Origin of the sequence: Klebsiella sp. 141240, from assembly GCF_050600805.1 — a bacterium.
Classification (GTDB): Bacteria; Pseudomonadota; Gammaproteobacteria; order Enterobacterales; family Enterobacteriaceae; genus Klebsiella; species Klebsiella aerogenes.
The window spans coordinates 52,812-69,431 of sequence record NZ_JAQIRK010000003.1 but is presented as its reverse complement, the minus strand read 5'-3'; the positions used below and the strand labels follow the sequence as shown (position 1 = coordinate 69,431).

The 16,620-nt window shown below is 52.0% G+C and carries 18 protein-coding genes; 8 read left to right on the top strand and 10 right to left on the bottom strand.

Translation table 11 applies throughout. The annotated features are described in order from the left end of the window. The first annotated feature begins 1 nt into the window (after position 1). Positions 2 to 952: a LysR substrate-binding domain-containing protein gene (locus tag PGQ95_RS06150; RefSeq protein WP_430917309.1), complete on the top strand. Its 951-nt coding sequence runs from the start codon at positions 2 to 4 to the stop codon at positions 950 to 952. 166 nt (positions 953 to 1,118) lie between these two features. Here the strand turns inward: PGQ95_RS06150 and PGQ95_RS06145 are convergent, their stop codons facing one another. The 7 genes from PGQ95_RS06145 to PGQ95_RS06115 form a co-directional block, all read right to left on the bottom strand. Continuing rightward, the gene (locus PGQ95_RS06145) at positions 1,119 to 2,225 is read right to left on the bottom strand and encodes a PTS fructose transporter subunit IIC (RefSeq protein ID WP_430917307.1); all 1,107 of its coding nucleotides are present in this window, start codon (positions 2,223 to 2,225) and stop codon (positions 1,119 to 1,121) included. Between the two features lie 43 nt (positions 2,226 to 2,268). Further along, complete coding sequence (locus PGQ95_RS06140) at positions 2,269 to 2,580, bottom strand: PTS fructose transporter subunit IIB (RefSeq protein WP_001028229.1); 312 nt, start codon at positions 2,578 to 2,580, stop codon at positions 2,269 to 2,271. Positions 2,581 to 2,635: 55 nt separating this feature from the next. Continuing rightward, entirely contained in the window at positions 2,636 to 3,100 is a 465-nt protein-coding gene (locus PGQ95_RS06135) for a PTS sugar transporter subunit IIA (RefSeq protein WP_430917305.1), read from the bottom strand. Positions 3,101 to 3,366: 266 nt separating this feature from the next. Beyond that, positions 3,367 to 4,044: a D-allulose 6-phosphate 3-epimerase gene (alsE, locus tag PGQ95_RS06130; protein WP_213316255.1), complete on the bottom strand. Its 678-nt coding sequence runs from the start codon at positions 4,042 to 4,044 to the stop codon at positions 3,367 to 3,369. 21 nt (positions 4,045 to 4,065) lie between these two features. After that, complete coding sequence (locus PGQ95_RS06125) at positions 4,066 to 5,328, bottom strand: PTS ascorbate transporter subunit IIC (protein WP_430917303.1); 1,263 nt, start codon at positions 5,326 to 5,328, stop codon at positions 4,066 to 4,068. 31 nt (positions 5,329 to 5,359) lie between these two features. Further along, a complete protein-coding gene (locus tag PGQ95_RS06120) occupies positions 5,360 to 5,626 on the bottom strand; it encodes a PTS sugar transporter subunit IIB (protein ID WP_087859397.1) in 267 nt (88 codons plus the stop codon). Between the two features lie 10 nt (positions 5,627 to 5,636). Next, positions 5,637 to 6,077: a PTS sugar transporter subunit IIA gene (locus PGQ95_RS06115; protein WP_020078611.1), complete on the bottom strand. Its 441-nt coding sequence runs from the start codon at positions 6,075 to 6,077 to the stop codon at positions 5,637 to 5,639. Between the two features lie 222 nt (positions 6,078 to 6,299). On the opposite strand from PGQ95_RS06115, the gene PGQ95_RS06110 reads away from it, so the two are divergent. Continuing rightward, positions 6,300 to 7,352 carry a LacI family DNA-binding transcriptional regulator gene (locus tag PGQ95_RS06110; protein WP_015366285.1) on the top strand — a complete coding sequence of 351 codons (1,053 nt, stop codon included), beginning with the start codon at positions 6,300 to 6,302 and terminating at the stop codon, positions 7,350 to 7,352. A 51-nt stretch (positions 7,353 to 7,403) separates the two neighbouring features. Here the strand turns inward: PGQ95_RS06110 and PGQ95_RS06105 are convergent, their stop codons facing one another. Then, entirely contained in the window at positions 7,404 to 8,366 is a 963-nt protein-coding gene (locus PGQ95_RS06105; protein WP_213795062.1) for a LysR family transcriptional regulator, read from the bottom strand. 132 nt (positions 8,367 to 8,498) lie between these two features. On the opposite strand from PGQ95_RS06105, the gene PGQ95_RS06100 reads away from it, so the two are divergent. The 5 genes from PGQ95_RS06100 to PGQ95_RS06080 all read left to right on the top strand — a co-directional run bounded on the left by PGQ95_RS06100 (position 8,499) and on the right by PGQ95_RS06080 (position 13,215). After that, positions 8,499 to 9,647: an iron-containing alcohol dehydrogenase gene (locus tag PGQ95_RS06100; protein ID WP_430917301.1), complete on the top strand. Its 1,149-nt coding sequence runs from the start codon at positions 8,499 to 8,501 to the stop codon at positions 9,645 to 9,647. A gap of 72 nt (positions 9,648 to 9,719) precedes the next feature. Beyond that, positions 9,720 to 10,547 carry an SDR family oxidoreductase gene (locus PGQ95_RS06095; protein WP_430917299.1) on the top strand — a complete coding sequence of 276 codons (828 nt, stop codon included), beginning with the start codon at positions 9,720 to 9,722 and terminating at the stop codon, positions 10,545 to 10,547. Between the two features lie 334 nt (positions 10,548 to 10,881). Further along, entirely contained in the window at positions 10,882 to 11,793 is a 912-nt protein-coding gene (locus PGQ95_RS06090) for an ArdC family protein (protein WP_430917297.1), read from the top strand. A 124-nt stretch (positions 11,794 to 11,917) separates the two neighbouring features. Further along, the gene (locus PGQ95_RS06085) at positions 11,918 to 12,280 is read left to right on the top strand and encodes a TraI domain-containing protein (protein WP_430917295.1); all 363 of its coding nucleotides are present in this window, start codon (positions 11,918 to 11,920) and stop codon (positions 12,278 to 12,280) included. Continuing rightward, a complete protein-coding gene (locus PGQ95_RS06080) occupies positions 12,277 to 13,215 on the top strand; it encodes a TraI domain-containing protein (RefSeq protein WP_430917730.1) in 939 nt (312 codons plus the stop codon). The genes PGQ95_RS06085 and PGQ95_RS06080 overlap by 4 nt, the downstream gene beginning before the upstream one ends. Here the strand turns inward: PGQ95_RS06080 and PGQ95_RS06075 are convergent. Beyond that, positions 13,144 to 14,760, bottom strand: coding sequence for a peptide ABC transporter substrate-binding protein (locus tag PGQ95_RS06075; RefSeq protein WP_213795066.1), 1,617 nt, complete (start codon positions 14,758 to 14,760; stop codon positions 13,144 to 13,146). The genes PGQ95_RS06080 and PGQ95_RS06075 overlap by 72 nt on opposite strands. Positions 14,761 to 14,948: 188 nt before the next feature. On the opposite strand from PGQ95_RS06075, the gene mpaA reads away from it, so the two are divergent. Further along, complete coding sequence (mpaA, locus tag PGQ95_RS06070) at positions 14,949 to 15,662, top strand: murein tripeptide amidase MpaA (protein WP_015366282.1); 714 nt, start codon at positions 14,949 to 14,951, stop codon at positions 15,660 to 15,662. On the opposite strand, the gene ycjG is transcribed toward mpaA, so the two are convergent. Then, positions 15,653 to 16,618, bottom strand: coding sequence for an L-Ala-D/L-Glu epimerase (ycjG, locus tag PGQ95_RS06065; protein WP_113373172.1), 966 nt, complete (start codon positions 16,616 to 16,618; stop codon positions 15,653 to 15,655). The genes mpaA and ycjG overlap by 10 nt on opposite strands. Positions 16,619 to 16,620 lie beyond the last annotated feature (2 nt).

Below are 16,620 nucleotides of genomic sequence, written 5' to 3'. Positions count from 1 at the left end.
AATGTATGATTTAAGCCATATCAATATTCGATCGCTCTTCATTTTCATTGCAGTGTATGAAGTGCAGAACTTTTCCACTGTGGCTCGTCGCGAAGGCATTTCTGCCTCTCAGGTTTCACGCGTCATTCATCAGCTAGAAGATGCGGTCGGTCAGCAACTTTTCTATCGCAATACGCGCGCCATTATTCCGACAGAGAACGGTCATATTTTTATCCGTTATGTTCGGGCGGTTACCAGTAGCCTGGACGATGCCCGACGGGAACTCAATGAAAGGACGCTTGAGCCTTCCGGGCTAATACGCATAAATGCTCCCGTTTTTTTTGGGCAAAAGCATGTCGCACCCAAATTGGCGGGGCTGACGGAACGTTACCCACGCCTCAGTATTGAGCTGACGTTAACTGATGATTACATTGACCCTCATAAAGATGCTGCTGATGTCATTTTTCGTATCGGTGAGCTTACTGACTCATCTTTTCATGCACGCATTTTTGGACAGCAGTGCTATCGCCTGGCAGCATCACCGGCTTATCTTCAAAAGTATGGCGTACCTGATAACCCGGCGGATTTAAGCCGACATAAGTGTCTCGTTTACCGTGGTTCATCCGGGCCGAATCGCTGGCTGTTGCGTCGAAAAGGTGGAGAGTGGATACACTATCCGGTCTCTGCGTTGATGTCTTCTAATAATGCCGAGACTTTACTTATTGCAGCATTGGGCGGTATGGGAATAGTCCTTTTTCCGGACTGGTTGATTGGCGAAACGCTACAGAGCGGCGAGCTTATTGAATTAATGCCGGATATGGAAACGGCGATTAAGACCGAGCCACAAAATATTGCTGCTATTTATCCACATACTCGTCATCCAACGTTAAACGTCAGGGCCGTAATTGATTATTACGTAGAAGCATTCGGTTCGCCGCTATACTGGCAGCTAAGCGATACTCTTTCTAAGTAATTGTGATGATATGCCTGTAAGAAATGGGTCACCCTGGCGACCCATTTCTTACTCGTGACGATTAAAAGAGAATGCAGCAAATAGTATATAACGCGATAATAATATTCTATTATCACAATTCATTGTGAGCGCGACATCATGTTACTGCATACCATTATGTATATACTTAACTAATTTTAATGTCATCGAAGTTGATATCTTCCTCCTCTTGATCATTGTTTATAACAACATCACGAGGAACATCTTTTTTGATGACAGCATAGATAGTCGCTGTTACTAATATATTAACTATCAGCGCCATAATACCTGCCATGGGGTTTGACATTGTTGGCAGCATCAATACACCACCAAAAGGTACAGTTGCATCTGCGCCATATACCATGGTAATTGCACCGCCACAAGCACCGCCGATTGCCGCTGCTGCAATACCGCGAACGATATCATTCATCACTATAGGTATAGCTCCTTCAACAATATTCACTACCCCCATAGGAACCGCCGATTTTAGCATTTCGATTTCTTCGTTATTATAAATGTTTTTGCGAAACAGTTTGGCGATGAAAAATGCCAGTCCAAAACCGATGGGTGTTGCTGTGTTAACTAACTGCAGGGCCGTAACTGGCTCATTTATACCCTGTGCCTGGAGAGTTAAGACGAATGCGAAGCACGTCTTATTGATCGGCCCACCAAAGTCAACGATACACAACGCTCCAATAACAGCACCTAATAGTAAATTAGATGAAGTACCCATACTTCTCAGGAACGATGTGAGTGCATCGGTAAAAATACCAATAGGCGTGCCGATGATATAGACCATGAGCAGAGCACTGAAAATGGATGCAAAAAAAGGCACAATCAATGTAGGCATTAAACCCCGGGCCCAGCCGGGAACCTTTACATTTTTAATGATAGCAACAGCAATATACCCGGAAATATAGCCGCCGATCATGCCACCGATAAAACCCGCACCAATAGCATTAGCTGCCAGACCGACAACAAAACCAGGGGCAATACCCGGCTTACCCGCGATTGAACCGGAAATTCCGATAGCAATAACGACGGGCAATAGTCCGAGCGCCTTAGCCCCCATGGTAGCGAAAGCCTGCCACAGGTCAAATTGACCCGATACTAAAGAGTCCTGAACCGTCCCTCCAAAACCCATACCGATGGCAATAATAAACCCAGCACCACAGACAATCGGAATCAAGAATGAGATGGCAGTCAGCAGATGACCTTTAGGGTTTGCTGCTTTCCATATTTCTTTTATATTCATAAATTACGCCCTTTATTTTATATAGGATACGCATAGGTAGGTGTTATGAATTGACTAATTCACCAAGCTTTTCAATAAGCTTATTTGGTGATTTAACGGCCATTTCCGTAGGTACTTTGACGACTTTCTTGCCGGCAAACCTTTCTTCACCGGAAACTTTAACATCGGCGGCTAACAGGACGATGTCGGCTTGGGCAATTTCTTCAGCGGTCAAGGCATTCTCGATACCTATAGTGCCTTGCGTTTCAATTTTGACATTGTGCCCGGCTTTTTTTGCTGCTATTTCAATTTTCTTTTGCGCAATATAAGTGTGTGCAATGCCTACAGTGCAAGCGGTAATCCCAACAATATTCATCACTACTCTCCAGGAGTTGATTATTTACGATGCTATGATAGATATGATAATTAAATTAAGCGCTGGCGCCTTCAGCGTTTAAAAGATCAATGATTTTCTGAGGAGAATCTTCCATCAGTAATTTGTCCACTATCTCTTCATCGGCAAGTGAACCTGAAACCTGCGATAACAATCGGATGTGGGTGGTATTTTGGTCGACCAGGCATACGGCAAACAAAATAATACAGCGAACGTCGCTACCATCCATCGTTTCCCATGGGATTTGATGTTGGGTGCGTCCAATGGCCAATGCCGTACGGGCTACTCCTGAGGATTTACCGTGCGGGATCGCAATATGATTTTCGAATCCAGTTGAGCCCTGTTCCTCACGTAGCCAGACATCTTTCAGAAAAATATCTTTATTAATGACCGCCCCATCACAAACTAATAAGTCAGCTAATTCTTCAATTGCCTCTTCTTTACTCTTAGCCATCATGTTCAATTTGATATTACTTACATTCAGCACACTCGAAATGTCCATAAGTCACCTTCGTTAATGTAAATAAATGATCATCAGTAATCAGCAATACCGGCTTCTACCACCACGCAGTCTGCCAAAGCCGCCGGGGCCCACAGCATCAATAGAAAGCATTCGCAAGCGTGCGATGAGTCGTCACGAACTCCAGATATAAAAGGGTTACAGCGCTCTCAACCATATAAATCTAACGCGAAGGCAAAGAGACAGACCGGTTAAATAGACTCTTTGCACTGCACAATGGCTCAATACGGCTGAGCGCGCTGCAATTTTCAGGCAGCGACTTCGCGCTGATATATATCGACCATTTTATCCCATGCATCGCTGACGTTATCCGCCAGGGAGAACAGGCCCGAGGTTCCCACAATAAAGACGTCAACGCCCGACCGGGAGATAACATTGAAGGTTTTCTCGTTGCAGGAGCCGTCGATCTCGGTCAGATAGTGGTAACCATGCGCTTCGCGCATCGCAATCAGTTGTTTGATTTTGTTGAGTGATTCCGGGATAAACTTCTGGCCTGCGTAGCCTGGGTCAACCGACATGACGGTCACTTTATCCAGCAGGTGCGCGTACTCTTTAATAGCCTCCGCCGGAGTAGCCGGGTTCAACACCACACCGCAGCGACGGCCCGCATCTTTAATCTGGTTCAACAGCCGGAATATTTTGTTATTCGCCGTCTCAGGATGGAAACTGATAATATCGGCCCCGGCATCAATACACATTGGAATAATATCTTCCGGATGATTCACCATCAGATGTACGTCGATCGGCACATCGGTAATTTTTTTCAGGTTTTCGATAAAAAACGGAGATAGAGTAATATTCTTCACATAGTTACCGTCCATTATATCGACGTGATAAAAATCAGCCCTACCGTTCATTGCCGTAATTTGCTCTCTGAACTGCGTTAAATCCATACACATTAACGAGGGCGAAAATTTAGCTGCCATACCTCACCTCTATAAAATTAGTTAGTTAAACAGTGACACGACATGCCCAAGAATGATGCCAACAACGCCAAAGTCCGCATCGCCAAAGGTGGTGGATGCAAAGCCAAGGTCGCCCATCAGAGGCAGCAAAATCGCGGGCAAAAATGAAATCAACAGACCGTGAGCGAATGCCCCCACCACCGCGCCGCGACGACCGCCGCAGATGTTGCCGTAAACGCCCGCCGTCGCGCCGCAGAAAAAGTGCGGCACCAGGCCAGGAACAATGACGCTTAGACCAAACAGTGGGCACAGGAACATACTCACCAGACCAGCGGCAAAACTTGACAGGAAGCCGACTATCACCGCGTTCGGGGCGAACGGAAAGACGGTTGGACAGTCGAGCGCCGGTTTAGCGTCTTTCACCAGCTTGTCGGCGATGCCTTTAAAGGCCGGAACAATTTCGGCAATAATCATGCGAACACCCGCAAGGATGATCCACACGCCTGCCGCGAAGGTCAGCGACTGGATAATGGCGAAGATGATAAAGTTCTGACCACCGCTGATGCTGGTCTCAACAAACGCTTTACCTGCGACCAGTACCAGAATCAGGAACAGGATCATCATCGTCAGTGAGATGGCCACCGAGGAGTCACGCAGGAAGTTCAGCGTTTTCGGCACCTTCAGCTCTTCAATCGACGGGCTGCCTTTACCGATCGCTTTTCCCACCAGCGCCGAAAGCAGATATCCGGTTGAACCAAAGTGGCCCAGCGCCAGGTCATCAGTGCCGGTAATTTTGCGGGTAAATGGCTGCAGAATAGCCGGAGAGACCACCATCATGATGCCGAGGATCACCGCCCCCACCAGTACCACCCAGAACGGTGACAGACCACCGACAGAGAGGATGACGGCCAGCATCGCCGACATATACAGCGTGTGGTGGCCCGTCAGGAAGATGTATTTCAGCGGCGTAATTCGGGCAAGGACAATGTTAAACAACATCCCCAGCACCATGATCATGGCTGTCGCGGTACCATAGTTTTTCTGCGCCAGCGCCGCCATGGCGTCAGTATTGGGGACAACACCCTGAATATGGAAGGAGTGCTCAAACAGCTGGCTAAACGTCGTTAACGTCGTGGCGACAATCGCCGCCCCGGATGTTAATATCACAAACCCCATAATGGTTTTGAGGGTCCCGGAAATAACGTCGGAAACTGCTTTTTTCTGCAATAATAAGCCAATCAGGGAAAACAGACCGACCAGTATTGCTGGTGTGCCCAACACATCATGAATAATAAACTGCAGCATAGAATGACTCCGTAAGGCCGCAAATAATTAATCAGAGATTCTCGGAAAGAATTTCTTTTATTTTATTGTTATCCAGCAGGTTAGATAAACCAAAAACCTGCGCAGAATGGCTGGACAGATGTTCAGCTATATCCCTGGCGCTAAGAATAATATCGGCAGTTTCGCTTTTTGCCGAAGTCAGATCGGTATGGGAAACCTCTGCTTCTTTATTCAGCTCTTTAATAATTTTTTTTACATTCATTTCAACGATAAAGCTACTACCTAAACCGTTACCACAAACAATCAGAACCTTTTTCATCTCTACCTCACTATCCATTGATAACGGCTTGAATTTTCGTCATTGATGAGGCTTTCAGCAGTGCTGAGAGTCGTTCATCATCGCTAAAAATGTCCGCCAGGGCTGTAATCATATTGATGTGTTCATCTCCCGAAAGCGCACACAGCATAATCACGACGTAAATAGGGTCATTCTCTTCCGAGCCAAAAGAAACGCCTTTTTTAATATGCAAAAGCGATAAACCATTTTTAATTGCACCTTGCTCCGGGCGAGCATGAGGCATCGCCAGACCAGGCGCTAAAACATAATAAGGACCAAGTTTTTCATGGCTGTTAAAAATGGCCTGAATATAATCTTCAGTAATCGCCTCTTTCGCCAATAAGGGTTGAGCCGATAACGTAATTGCCTGTTTCCAGTCACTGACTGAATCCACAATCTGGATATTTTCCGTTGGTAACCAGGTCGTGATCATAAATTCCCCGATAGCATTGAAAGTGAGCCTACTATAGTGGAATCTCTTCGCGGCTTACCGTGATCTTCATCTCAAAGTTAGCGCTAACACGGCAATAATGTTAAAATTCTTGTTACCGCTAACTTTGTTATCCATACTTATCATTACTTTGCAGTTGGGCAATGCGCAAAATGCCAAACATCATTTACAATGGCTGCCCAGTCAGGCGAAAGGAGGACACCAGTGCAGACGTTAGAAGCGGACGATAGCGCGAGAGAAAAACGCAGGAAAAACACCGGTAAAATTACGCTTGCTGAAGTGGCAAAACTGGTCGGCGTGAGCACGATGACCGTGTCACGCGCGTTACGCATGCCTGAAAAAGTGAATCCTGAACTGCGTACACGCATTGAAGCCGCAGTAAGCGAGCTGGGCTATGTGCCAAATCTGCAGGCCCGCAACCTTGCCTCTGCTGACTCCAGTCTGGTGATGGGCGTGGTTCCCTCTTTTTCCTCCCCGGGCTTTCTTGCCGTCTCCGAAACACTACAGACCGTGCTCACGACCCAGGGCTATAGCATGATGTTTATCGAGTCCGGTCAGGGTGGACAGAGTGAAGAAAAAGCTTTTGCGCAAATGCTCGCTTACAACCCGGCTGCGATTGTTCAATTCAATATTGATAACATCAGCAGTTGTTCGCAAATGATAAGTAACACCGGCGTGCCGGTGGTTGAGATTGGCGCCATCAATCGCGATGCGAGCTGGGTCAGCATTGGCGTTGACTATGCCGCAGCCATCAAAAAGTTGGTCACATCGCTTGTACAGACCGGATATAAAAATATCGGCCTGCTTTGCACGGCTTCCAATAACATTATGTTTCGCCAGGTACTAAGCGGTTGGAACAGCGCGATGCTCTCCGTTAACCACTCCCCGCATCGCGTGGTGACCTCTCACCTGCCGGCAGGCATTACGACCGGCCTGAACCTGCTCGGCGATATTCGTATCACCTGGCCTGAGCTTGATGCGCTGATTTGCACATCCGATGAAATCGCCTGCGGTTGCATTATGGCCTGCCATGGCGCGGGGCAAAAAGTGCCCGACTCTCTGGCACTGGCAAGCCTGAGCGGGGGGACTCTTGCCGCCGTTTGCTCACCGGCGCTGACTGCCGTCGAATTCCCCTGGAGTGAAACGGGAACCCTCGCAGGACAAACATTGCTTGAGCTACTGGCGGGTAATTCGACGGATAAATTCATTGAATTACCCTCAGCGTTACAAGTTCGCGCCAGCACCAGAAAGCAGTAGTGTTGGCGACATATTTATTGATTTGTTATCCCGCCGAATACGGCAGGATAACTATGAGTAACTGGTTGTCCCCTGAATATGCGCAAGGCTGATTTCCTCTGCTGATAACACTACGTCCTGCCTGTTGGCTAAGCGTTCAATCGCAAGGTCGATGAAGCGGCGAACCCTGAGCGGTTGTGCGACACGACTTCCGTAATACAAAAATAAGCTGTGTATATCGGCAATAGTCTCAGGTAACAACGGAACAAGCTGGCCCGTCCGGATATATTGCGCCGCCGTCGGCCCGGCCAGTTGCGCAATGACCTCTCCCATCAATACAGCATGTAACTCCAGCATCTCATCATTGGTCGACATGGCAGGGTTAACATGATGATCCTGCACATTGTCCCCGGACTTCACTGTCCAGGGGATCAGGCGCCCGGTTGCGGCATGACGAAACACACTACACCGGTGGGCACTGAGATCGTGCAGCGTTTTCGGTACGCCATATTTACGCAAATAGGCTGGCGAAGCACAAATGATCAACTGTAGGGGGAACAAGCGACGGGCAATCAGCCCTTCCTGCGGCGAAACACTGATACGAAAACCGACATCCACTCGCTTCTCAACCCAGTTAGTTATCCCGTCATCAAGTTGCACATCGGGCTGAACTTCCGGGTAGAGTCGGCTGTATTCAATCAGTACTGGCTTAATAACCTGCTGAACTACTGAACGCGGACCGACGATACGTAACGGTCCGGCAAACTCCTCGCGCGTCTGTTGCACCGTCGCCAGCGCCTGTTGCAGCCCCATTAATGCAGGTTTTGCCGCTTCAAAGAAACGTTGTCCCTCCTCCGTTAATGACATATTTCGCGTGGTACGGTGGAACAACCTCACCCCCAGATGCGTTTCCAGTTGTTTTAAGGCTTTGCTCGCCGCCTGGGGTGATATCTGCTGAGCATCTGCGGCTTTACTCAGGCTTCCCAGCTCAACCGTACGGACAAACGTCGTCATAGAGCGCAATTCATTAATCATGGTCGCATCCACTTATTTACATCATTTAGTTGTAACTGATTCATCCGGTTACCGTCTAGTTGGTTGTAAATCATTTTCTTATAGTAGTGGCACTTCGCAAATATCGAGACTTAATTTCAGAGAGGCAGTGAGATGGATAACTTCAGTTTTTATAATCCGACCCGTATTGAGTTCGGCTCAGACAAAGAAAAGCTTATTGGCCAGATTCTGGCTGAACATAACGTCAAAAATGTCCTGCTGGCTTACGGCAGCGAGCGCATCAAACACGATGGCTTGTTTGCGACGATTAGCCAGAGCCTGACGCAGCATGGGATCCGCTATGTTGAGTTTGGCGGCATTGTCAGTAACCCGTTACTCTCTAAGGTTCGGGAAGGTATTCAGGCGGCGCGGGAACATCAGGTTGATGCGGTGTTGAGCGTGGGCGGCGGCTCGGTGCTTGATAGCGCCAAATCCATTGCGGCAGGTACCCTGTATGAGGGGGATGTCTGGGATCTGTTTATTGGTAAAGGGCAGATCAATGCGGCGTTACCGGTGTTTTCGATTATGACGCTTGCGGCAACCGGCAGCGAAATGAACAGCGGCGCCGTCATCACCAATGACGTCACCCGGGAGAAGTTTGCTCTTCACTCTGTACATACATTTCCGAAGGTCTCTGTCGTCAATCCGGCGCTGATGCAGACTGTTTCCCGTGATTATCTGGTCTATTCCGCCGCCGACATTATCGCCCATTCGATTGAAGGCTATTTCACCGCAGCGGTACAACCAAAAATCCAGTCGCGTCTGGTTGAGTCAGTGATTGCCACGGTACTGGAAACAACAGAAATGTTGTTAAAAGATCCGGGAGATTACAACGCCCGCGCCGAATTTGCCTGGGCGTCCACGCTGGCGCTAAATGGGCTGACTTATACCGGGACCTCGGGCTTCAGCTACCCTAACCACATGATTGAACACTCACTTTCCGCGCTGTTTAACGTCCCGCACGGGGCGGGATTGTCGGTGGTCATGCCTGCGTGGATGAAGTGGTATCACAGCCAAAACCCGACACAGTTTGCGCGCTTTGCCCGGACGCTATTTGGTAAAGGAACCGCAGAAGAAGGCATTACCGCGCTCGAAGCGTGGTTCGATAAAATTGGCACACCAACCCGTCTGTCACAGTTAGGCATTACAGAGGCCGATATGCCAGCCATACTGGAAAACCTGAAAGGAAATACCCGCTGGTTTGGCCTGGCGGAGACCTATACTCAGGAAACACTGACCACCATTCTTAAACTGGCGTTATAACACTAAACCGCAAAGGTGTGCGCTGGCGAAAAAGCGCGGCGCACATTCGCCCATGAGATTGAGGTATTTTGCATGAAAGAAGTCATTGTTGTTATTGGCAGTGGGGCCATTGCCCAGGCGATTGCGCGAAGAGTCGGCGTGGGTAAGCATATTTTGCTGGCAGATATCAAATCCGAAAATACCCAGCAAGCTGAAAACACCCTGACCCGCGCAGGTTTCACGGTCAGTACCGCAATTGTCGATGTCGCTTGCCGAAAATCCGTACAGGATTTAGTCGAAATAGCAACACGACATGGCGAAATTAAAGGGGTAATCAACACGGCAGGCTTATCCCCTTCACAGGCCAAAGCACAGGATATTCTGCGTGTGGATCTGTATGGCACTGCGGTGGTATTTGAAGAGTTCGGAAAAGTCATTGCACCGGGTGGCTCCGCCGTGGTGATTGGCTCTCAGTCCAGCCACCGCCTGAATATTGATGCGCTTTCACAGGCACAGGCTGATGCGCTGGCAACCCTGTCACCGGAGGCATTGCTGGAACTGCCGCTGGTTAAAGAAATTGATGACAGCCTGTACGCCTATCAAATCTCTAAACGCGGGAATGCGCTGCGGGTGATGGCCGAGGCCGTAAAATGGGGGAAACGCGGGGCTCGCATCAACTGTATCAGCGCGGGAATTGTTTTCACCCCTCTGGCCTACGATGAACTGACCAGCGCTGAACGTGGCGATTTTTACCGAAACATGCTTGAAAAGTCACCTGCCGGGCGCGGCGGAACGCCGGATGAGATTGGCGCGTTAGCCGAATTTCTGTTCGGGCCAGCGGGAACGTACATCAGCGGCAGCGATATTCTGATTGATGGCGGCGTGACGGCCTCTTATAAGTACGGAGAGCTCCGCCCCTGAATCGTTTTTGTTTACATAAAAAACTTCATTCTAAGTGGCCGAACGGGGCATCGCGGGATGTCTCGTTCGTCCATCAACTATCGCGACCGTCCACTTATTCTTAGTAGAAATCTTTTCATCGCTGTTTCAATTCTTTGTTCCCCTGCCCGCCACTCCGCCAGACACTTTCCCTGTTTCAGGCTGATCCGATCAGCGCCCGCAGCCAGAACCGACAGGCTGCACACCATTACGGTGCGGTTCATAACCTGCGTTCATCAGAGCGCTGAATCTTCCCTTTGCCGGGGTTCTCTCCGGTTGGGGAAGAACACCGGCTTCTTTCCATGAGGATAACGATATGGACAGAAGCAACAATATTTACCAGAAAGTGACGGATGAAATTATCGAGGCACTACAACAGGGATGTCCGCCCTGGGTACGTCCCTGGCGGGATGGTGAACCGGTGTTCCCGATTAATGCAGCTTCCGGTCGGGCCTATCACGGCATCAACGTGCCGTTTTTATGGCGCAGCGCCGACAAAAACGGCTATGAAAATGATCGCTGGCTGACCTTCCACCAGGCCATTGAAGCAGGCGGCAATGTCCGCAAGGGTGAGAAATCCTCTCTGGCGGTGCTGTATCTGCCGCAGGAGAAAGAGGTGCTGGGCAGCAACGGTGCGCCGGTAGCGGATAAAGATGGCAACCCGCAGGTTCGCCATTTTGCGCTCGTACGGGAGTTCCGGTTATTTAACGTGGCACAGTGTGAAGGACTGCCTGCCGCCTTTTTTGAGCCGATAGCCCAGGTTGATGCGCCACAGGAGACGGCAGAAGCGATCAGGCGATACTCCGGGGTGCCGGTAATCCATCGCCGCCAGCAGCGGGCATATTACTATCCTTCGCGGGATATTGTCGTACTGCCGCATCCGGAACAGTTCGAGAGTCAGGAGCACTATTACAGTACCCTGCTGCATGAACTGACCCACGCGACCGGACATGCCTCGCGGCTCAACCGGGAAGCGATAACCTCTGGCGCGGCGCAGTTTGGTAATGCGATGTATGCCGCCGAAGAGCTGACGGCGGAGCTGGGTTCTGCGTTTCTCTGCGCCCACGCGGGGATCCCCGGCAGGCTGCAACATGCCAGCTATATCGCAAGCTGGTTGCAGATATTGCAGGAGGACAATCGGGCCATCTTCCGCGCCAGCGGGCAGGCCCGTAACGCCTGTGACTGGTTGCTGAAACAGACGGAACAACCGCAACGGCTCTCTGCCTGAATTGAAAATTATGTTGTTTTTTGACTGACCGGCAGCGCGATGCCGGTCATTTTTTAAGGATAAGGGCCAAAGACAAAGGAAGGGAGGACAAGGGGAACGGGCCTTCCCGAAAAGGGGGATTATCATGATGAAATGGCTGTTCAGACACGAGGAAACACCACACCCTGCGCCAGAAGCCACGTTACCCGAAGGCTGGTTCACACCACTCCCCGCGCAACAGTTACTGGCCTCTCCGCTGCGACAGTCGCTCATCCACCAGTTGCGTCAGCTTGTCGCGCTGCCTGACCCCTTGTTTCGCTCGCTGTATCTGACGCCAGTAGCACGCTACGCCGCACTGACACAGCAATTCCCGGCATCGGAACATCACCATCATGCTTACCCCGGCGGCCTGCTGGATCACAGTCTGGAAGTGGCCGTTTACGCCGTCCGGTTGCGCCAGAGTCGGCTGCTTCCCCCGGTGCGCCGCCAGAAGAACAGGCCCGGATAGCCGACAGATGGACAGCGGCGGTCGCGCTGGCTGCGCTGTTGCACGACAGTGGTAAGCTCATCGCGGATGTACAAACAGAGCTCAGCAACGGTGAACGCTGGTTTCCGTGGTCAGGCGCACCAGAATTACCTTACCGGCTGAGATATTTGCCGGGGCGGGATTATCATCTGCATCCCGTCGCCGCCGGATGCCTGCTCCCTTCTCTCCTGCCGGAGGCGGTTTTACGCTGGCTGGCGGAATCGCCAGATCTGTTCGCCGCTTTTCTTTATGCACTCACCGGGCATCCCGATAAATCAGTGGTCATTGGCGAACTGGTACAACAGGCTGACTGCGCCTCGGTCTCCGCCAGCCTGGGCGGCGATATCAACACCGCGCTGAACCAGCCTCGCCCTGCTCTGCCGCAGCAGTGCCTTATTGGGATCCGCTGGTTGTTGCAGCATGAGCTGGCGCTCAATCGTCAGGCGTGCGGTTCCGATGGCTGGCTTACCGATGACGCCTTATGGCTGGTGAGCAAGACCTGCGCCGATAAGCTAAGAGCCTGGCTACTGCAACATGGGGTGAATGGCGTACCGGATAACAACAGCCGACTGTTTGACGAACTACTGGCGCAACGGTTGCTGCTGCCAAACGGCGATCGGGCCATCTGGCGCTGTGATATACGTGATGCCACTGGCTGGACGCCAGGCACGCCGCTGACGCTACTGAAACTGTCTCCCGCCCCCCTCTGGCCGGACGTCTCGCTGCGACCTCACGTCTTTCAGGGGGAAGTCATCCCGGAAATGGTGTCCGGCAATACGAATGGAAATGCTGACGCTGATTGCGAACCGCTCCCGCAAAAAGCGCCAGCAATACCGGAGTACCGATTAGTGCTTCACAATATACATCGTGCGGCTGTAGGCCACGTCTTCCGGATTGGTGATCGGGTATCCTTTTAACCACGGCTTGATCAGGCGGCCGTTGGTATACTGATAGATTGGCGCAATGGGCGCTTTGGCCATGATGATTTTCTCTGCCGCGTTGTAATCATCGTTACGCGCTTTTTCCGAGGTTTCCTGCGCCGCCTGGGCGAGGATCTTATCGTAAGCCGGATCGTTAAAGCGCGAAATATTGCCCGTATGGGTTGATGTGAGCAGCGACAGGAAGGTCGAAGGCTCGTTGTAATCCCCTACCCACGATGCGCGAATAACGTCAAAATTACCGGTATTTCGGCTATCGATATAGGTCTTCCACTCCTGGTTTTGTAGCTTCACATCCACACCGAGATTTTTCTTCCACATCGACGCCACGGCGATGGCGATTTTCTGGTGATTTTCCGACGTGTTGTACAGCAGCGTCAGCTTCAGCGGACGGTCCGGGCCATATCCTGCCGCCGATAGCAGCGCTTTAGCCTGGGCATTCAGCTCGGCCTGGCTCATGCTCTCAAACTGCGAAGGCTGCGGGGTAAAGCCTGCGGTAACGTCAGGGGTGAATCGCCAGGCCGGTTTCTCACCGGTGCCGAGGATCTTCTCCGCCATAATCCGCCGGTCGATGGTCATACTTAACGCCAGACGCACGCGTTCATCGGCGGTTGGCCCTTTCTGGGTATTGAAGGCGTAATAATAGGTACCTAACTGCGGCGGCGTATAGACCTGTCCGGGAATATCCTTCAGCAGTTTCTGATACATATTTTTCGGGAAGGATTCGGTGATATCAATATCACCCGCCAGATAACGTTTGGTCGCCGACGATTCCTGGTTAATCGGCACGAAAGTCACCTGCTTAATCACCGTTTTGGCGTTATCCCAGTACTGTGTATTCGGCACGACGACCAGCTTCTCATTCACCACCCGGTCTTTCAGCACATAGGCGCCGTTGCCGATAAGACTGCCCGGGCGCGTCCAGTTAGCGCCGCTTTCGACATTCGCTTTTTGCACCGGGTAGAACGCAAAGCTGGCTGTCAGGTTGCTGAACCACGGCAGCGGTTTATCCAGCTGCACGCGGAGCGTGTGGGCATCGACCGCCGTCACACCGAGAGTGTCCGGCGCCGCTTTACCATCAATAATATTTTGCGCATTACTGATACCCGCTAAGGCGGCAAACCAGGCGAATGGCGAAGTGGTTTTCGGATCCACCAGACGCTGCCAGCTATAGACGAAATCCTGCGCCGTCACCGGGCTACCGTCGGACCAGCGCGCGTTATCGCGCAGGGTAAAGGTCCAGACGCGGTTGTCGTTGCTCTGCCAGCGGGTCGCCACGCCAGGGATGATATTGCCTTTCGCATCCTGGTTTACCAGCCCTTCGAACAAATCGCGGATAACCTGAATTTCCGGCAGGCCGACGGCTTTAGCGGGATCTAATGAAGCGGGCTCGTCTTTTATATGGCGTACCAGCTGCTGTTTTTCAGCTAATACGGTTCCTGGAGGCACATCCGCCGCCCAGGCAAGAGAAGAAACGCTGGCTAACCACAGCGCGCCGCATGTCAATGTGACAGGATACTTCATGAGATCCCCTTTTAAATGAACAAACCAGTGCTGGCAGAGCGATAATTATTTGTTTCCCCACCTGAAATTGCAAACGGCTTATGATAGAAAATTGACATGACGAGTTTTTTCGCCAGAGAAGGAAAGCGTTTGATTCCGGGACGCTTTTCTACAACACTGCTAACAATAACCTGATGACAGGATACCCTATGCCCGTTTCACGTCCTCGCCCCCTGCGCGGCGCTTTCCCGCCGGGTACGCAACGTTACGGCCAGTCGCATCTCGGCGCGCCGTTGCTGTGGTTCCCCGCTCCGCTGGCTGATAGCCGCAGCGGTCTGATTATCGCCGGCACGCACGGCGACGAAAACTCGTCGATCGTCACCCTCTCCTGCGCGTTGCGCACGCTAAAACCGGAGCTGCGTCGCCATCACGTGGTATTAACGGTCAACCCTGACGGCTGTCAGCTAGGGTTACGCGCCAACGCCCGCGGTATCGATCTCAATCGAAACTTCCCGGCCGCTAACTGGAAGGCGGGAGAAACGGTGTATCGCTGGAATAGCGCAGCAGAAGAGCGTGATGTGGTACTGCTGACCGGGGAAAAACCGGGTTCGGAGCCCGAAACCCAGGCGCTGTGCCAGCTGATCCACCAGATCCATCCGGCGTGGGTAGTCTCCTTCCACGATCCGCTAGCCTGCATTGAGGACCCCGGGCACAGCGAGCTGGGACAATGGCTCGCCGGGGCCTTTAATTTACCGCTGGTAGGCAGCGTCGGTTACGAAACGCCGGGCTCTTTTGGCAGCTGGTGCGCCGATATCGGCCTGCCGTGCATTACCGCCGAATTTCCGCCCGTCTCCGCCGACGAAGCGACAGAAAAGTACCTCGCGGCGATGACCGATTTACTGCACTGGCACACTCACAGATGAAGCACGCCGGTGCTGAACTGCAGCGCCGGCTCCACATCCACCGCCAGCCACGTCGGACCATCGAGATCCGCGAAACGGGCCAACGGCGCCAGCGGCAGCGCGGCGGAAATGGCCCGTGAAGTACAAAGCATACAGCCCAGCATCCTCTTATATCCCAGCCGTTCAGCCTCCTGCGCCAATAGCAATGCCTCGGTCAGACCACCGGTTTTATCCAACTTAATGTTGACCATTTCGTAGCGACCCTGCAGAGCCGGCAGGCTTTCCCGCGTATGACAGCTCTCATCGGCGCAGATCGGCAGCGGATGAATAAAGTTTTCCAACGCCTCATCGGCGCCGGCCGGTAACGGCTGCTCCAGCATCGCCACGCCAAGATCGGCCAAAAGCTGACAGCGCGCCGCCAGACCTTCTCCACGCCACGCTTCGTTAGCATCAACGATCAACGTCGCCTGCGGCACCGCGTCGCGAATAGCAACCAGCCGCTCGCTAATCAAATGATCGTCGAGCTTGACCTTCAGCAGCCGCGCGCCTTTCTCCCACAGCGCGGCGGCGCTGGCCGCCATCTGCTCCGGCGTGCCGATAACCACGGTTTGCGCCGTCACCACTTCGCGCGGCAGGTTGACGCCAAGCAGCTGTGGCAACGTTTTCCCCTCGCGGCGCGCCTCCAGATCCCACAGCGCGCAGTCAACGGCATTGCGCGCGGCTCCTGCCGGCAGTAGCTGTTGTACCTGCTCGCGGGTGGCGCCGCGCTCAAGCTGCTCGCCGATCGCCATAATCTGCGCCATCACCGAGGCGATGCTTTCCCCGTAGCGCGGATAAGGCGTACATTCTCCGGCCCCTTTTACCCCATCCTCTTCTATTTCCACCACCACCACTTTGGCCTCGCTGCGGCTGCCGCGAGAGATAACAAACGGCGTGTGTAGCGGCCATGATTCTTCAAAAACTCGAAGGTTGCGCATTC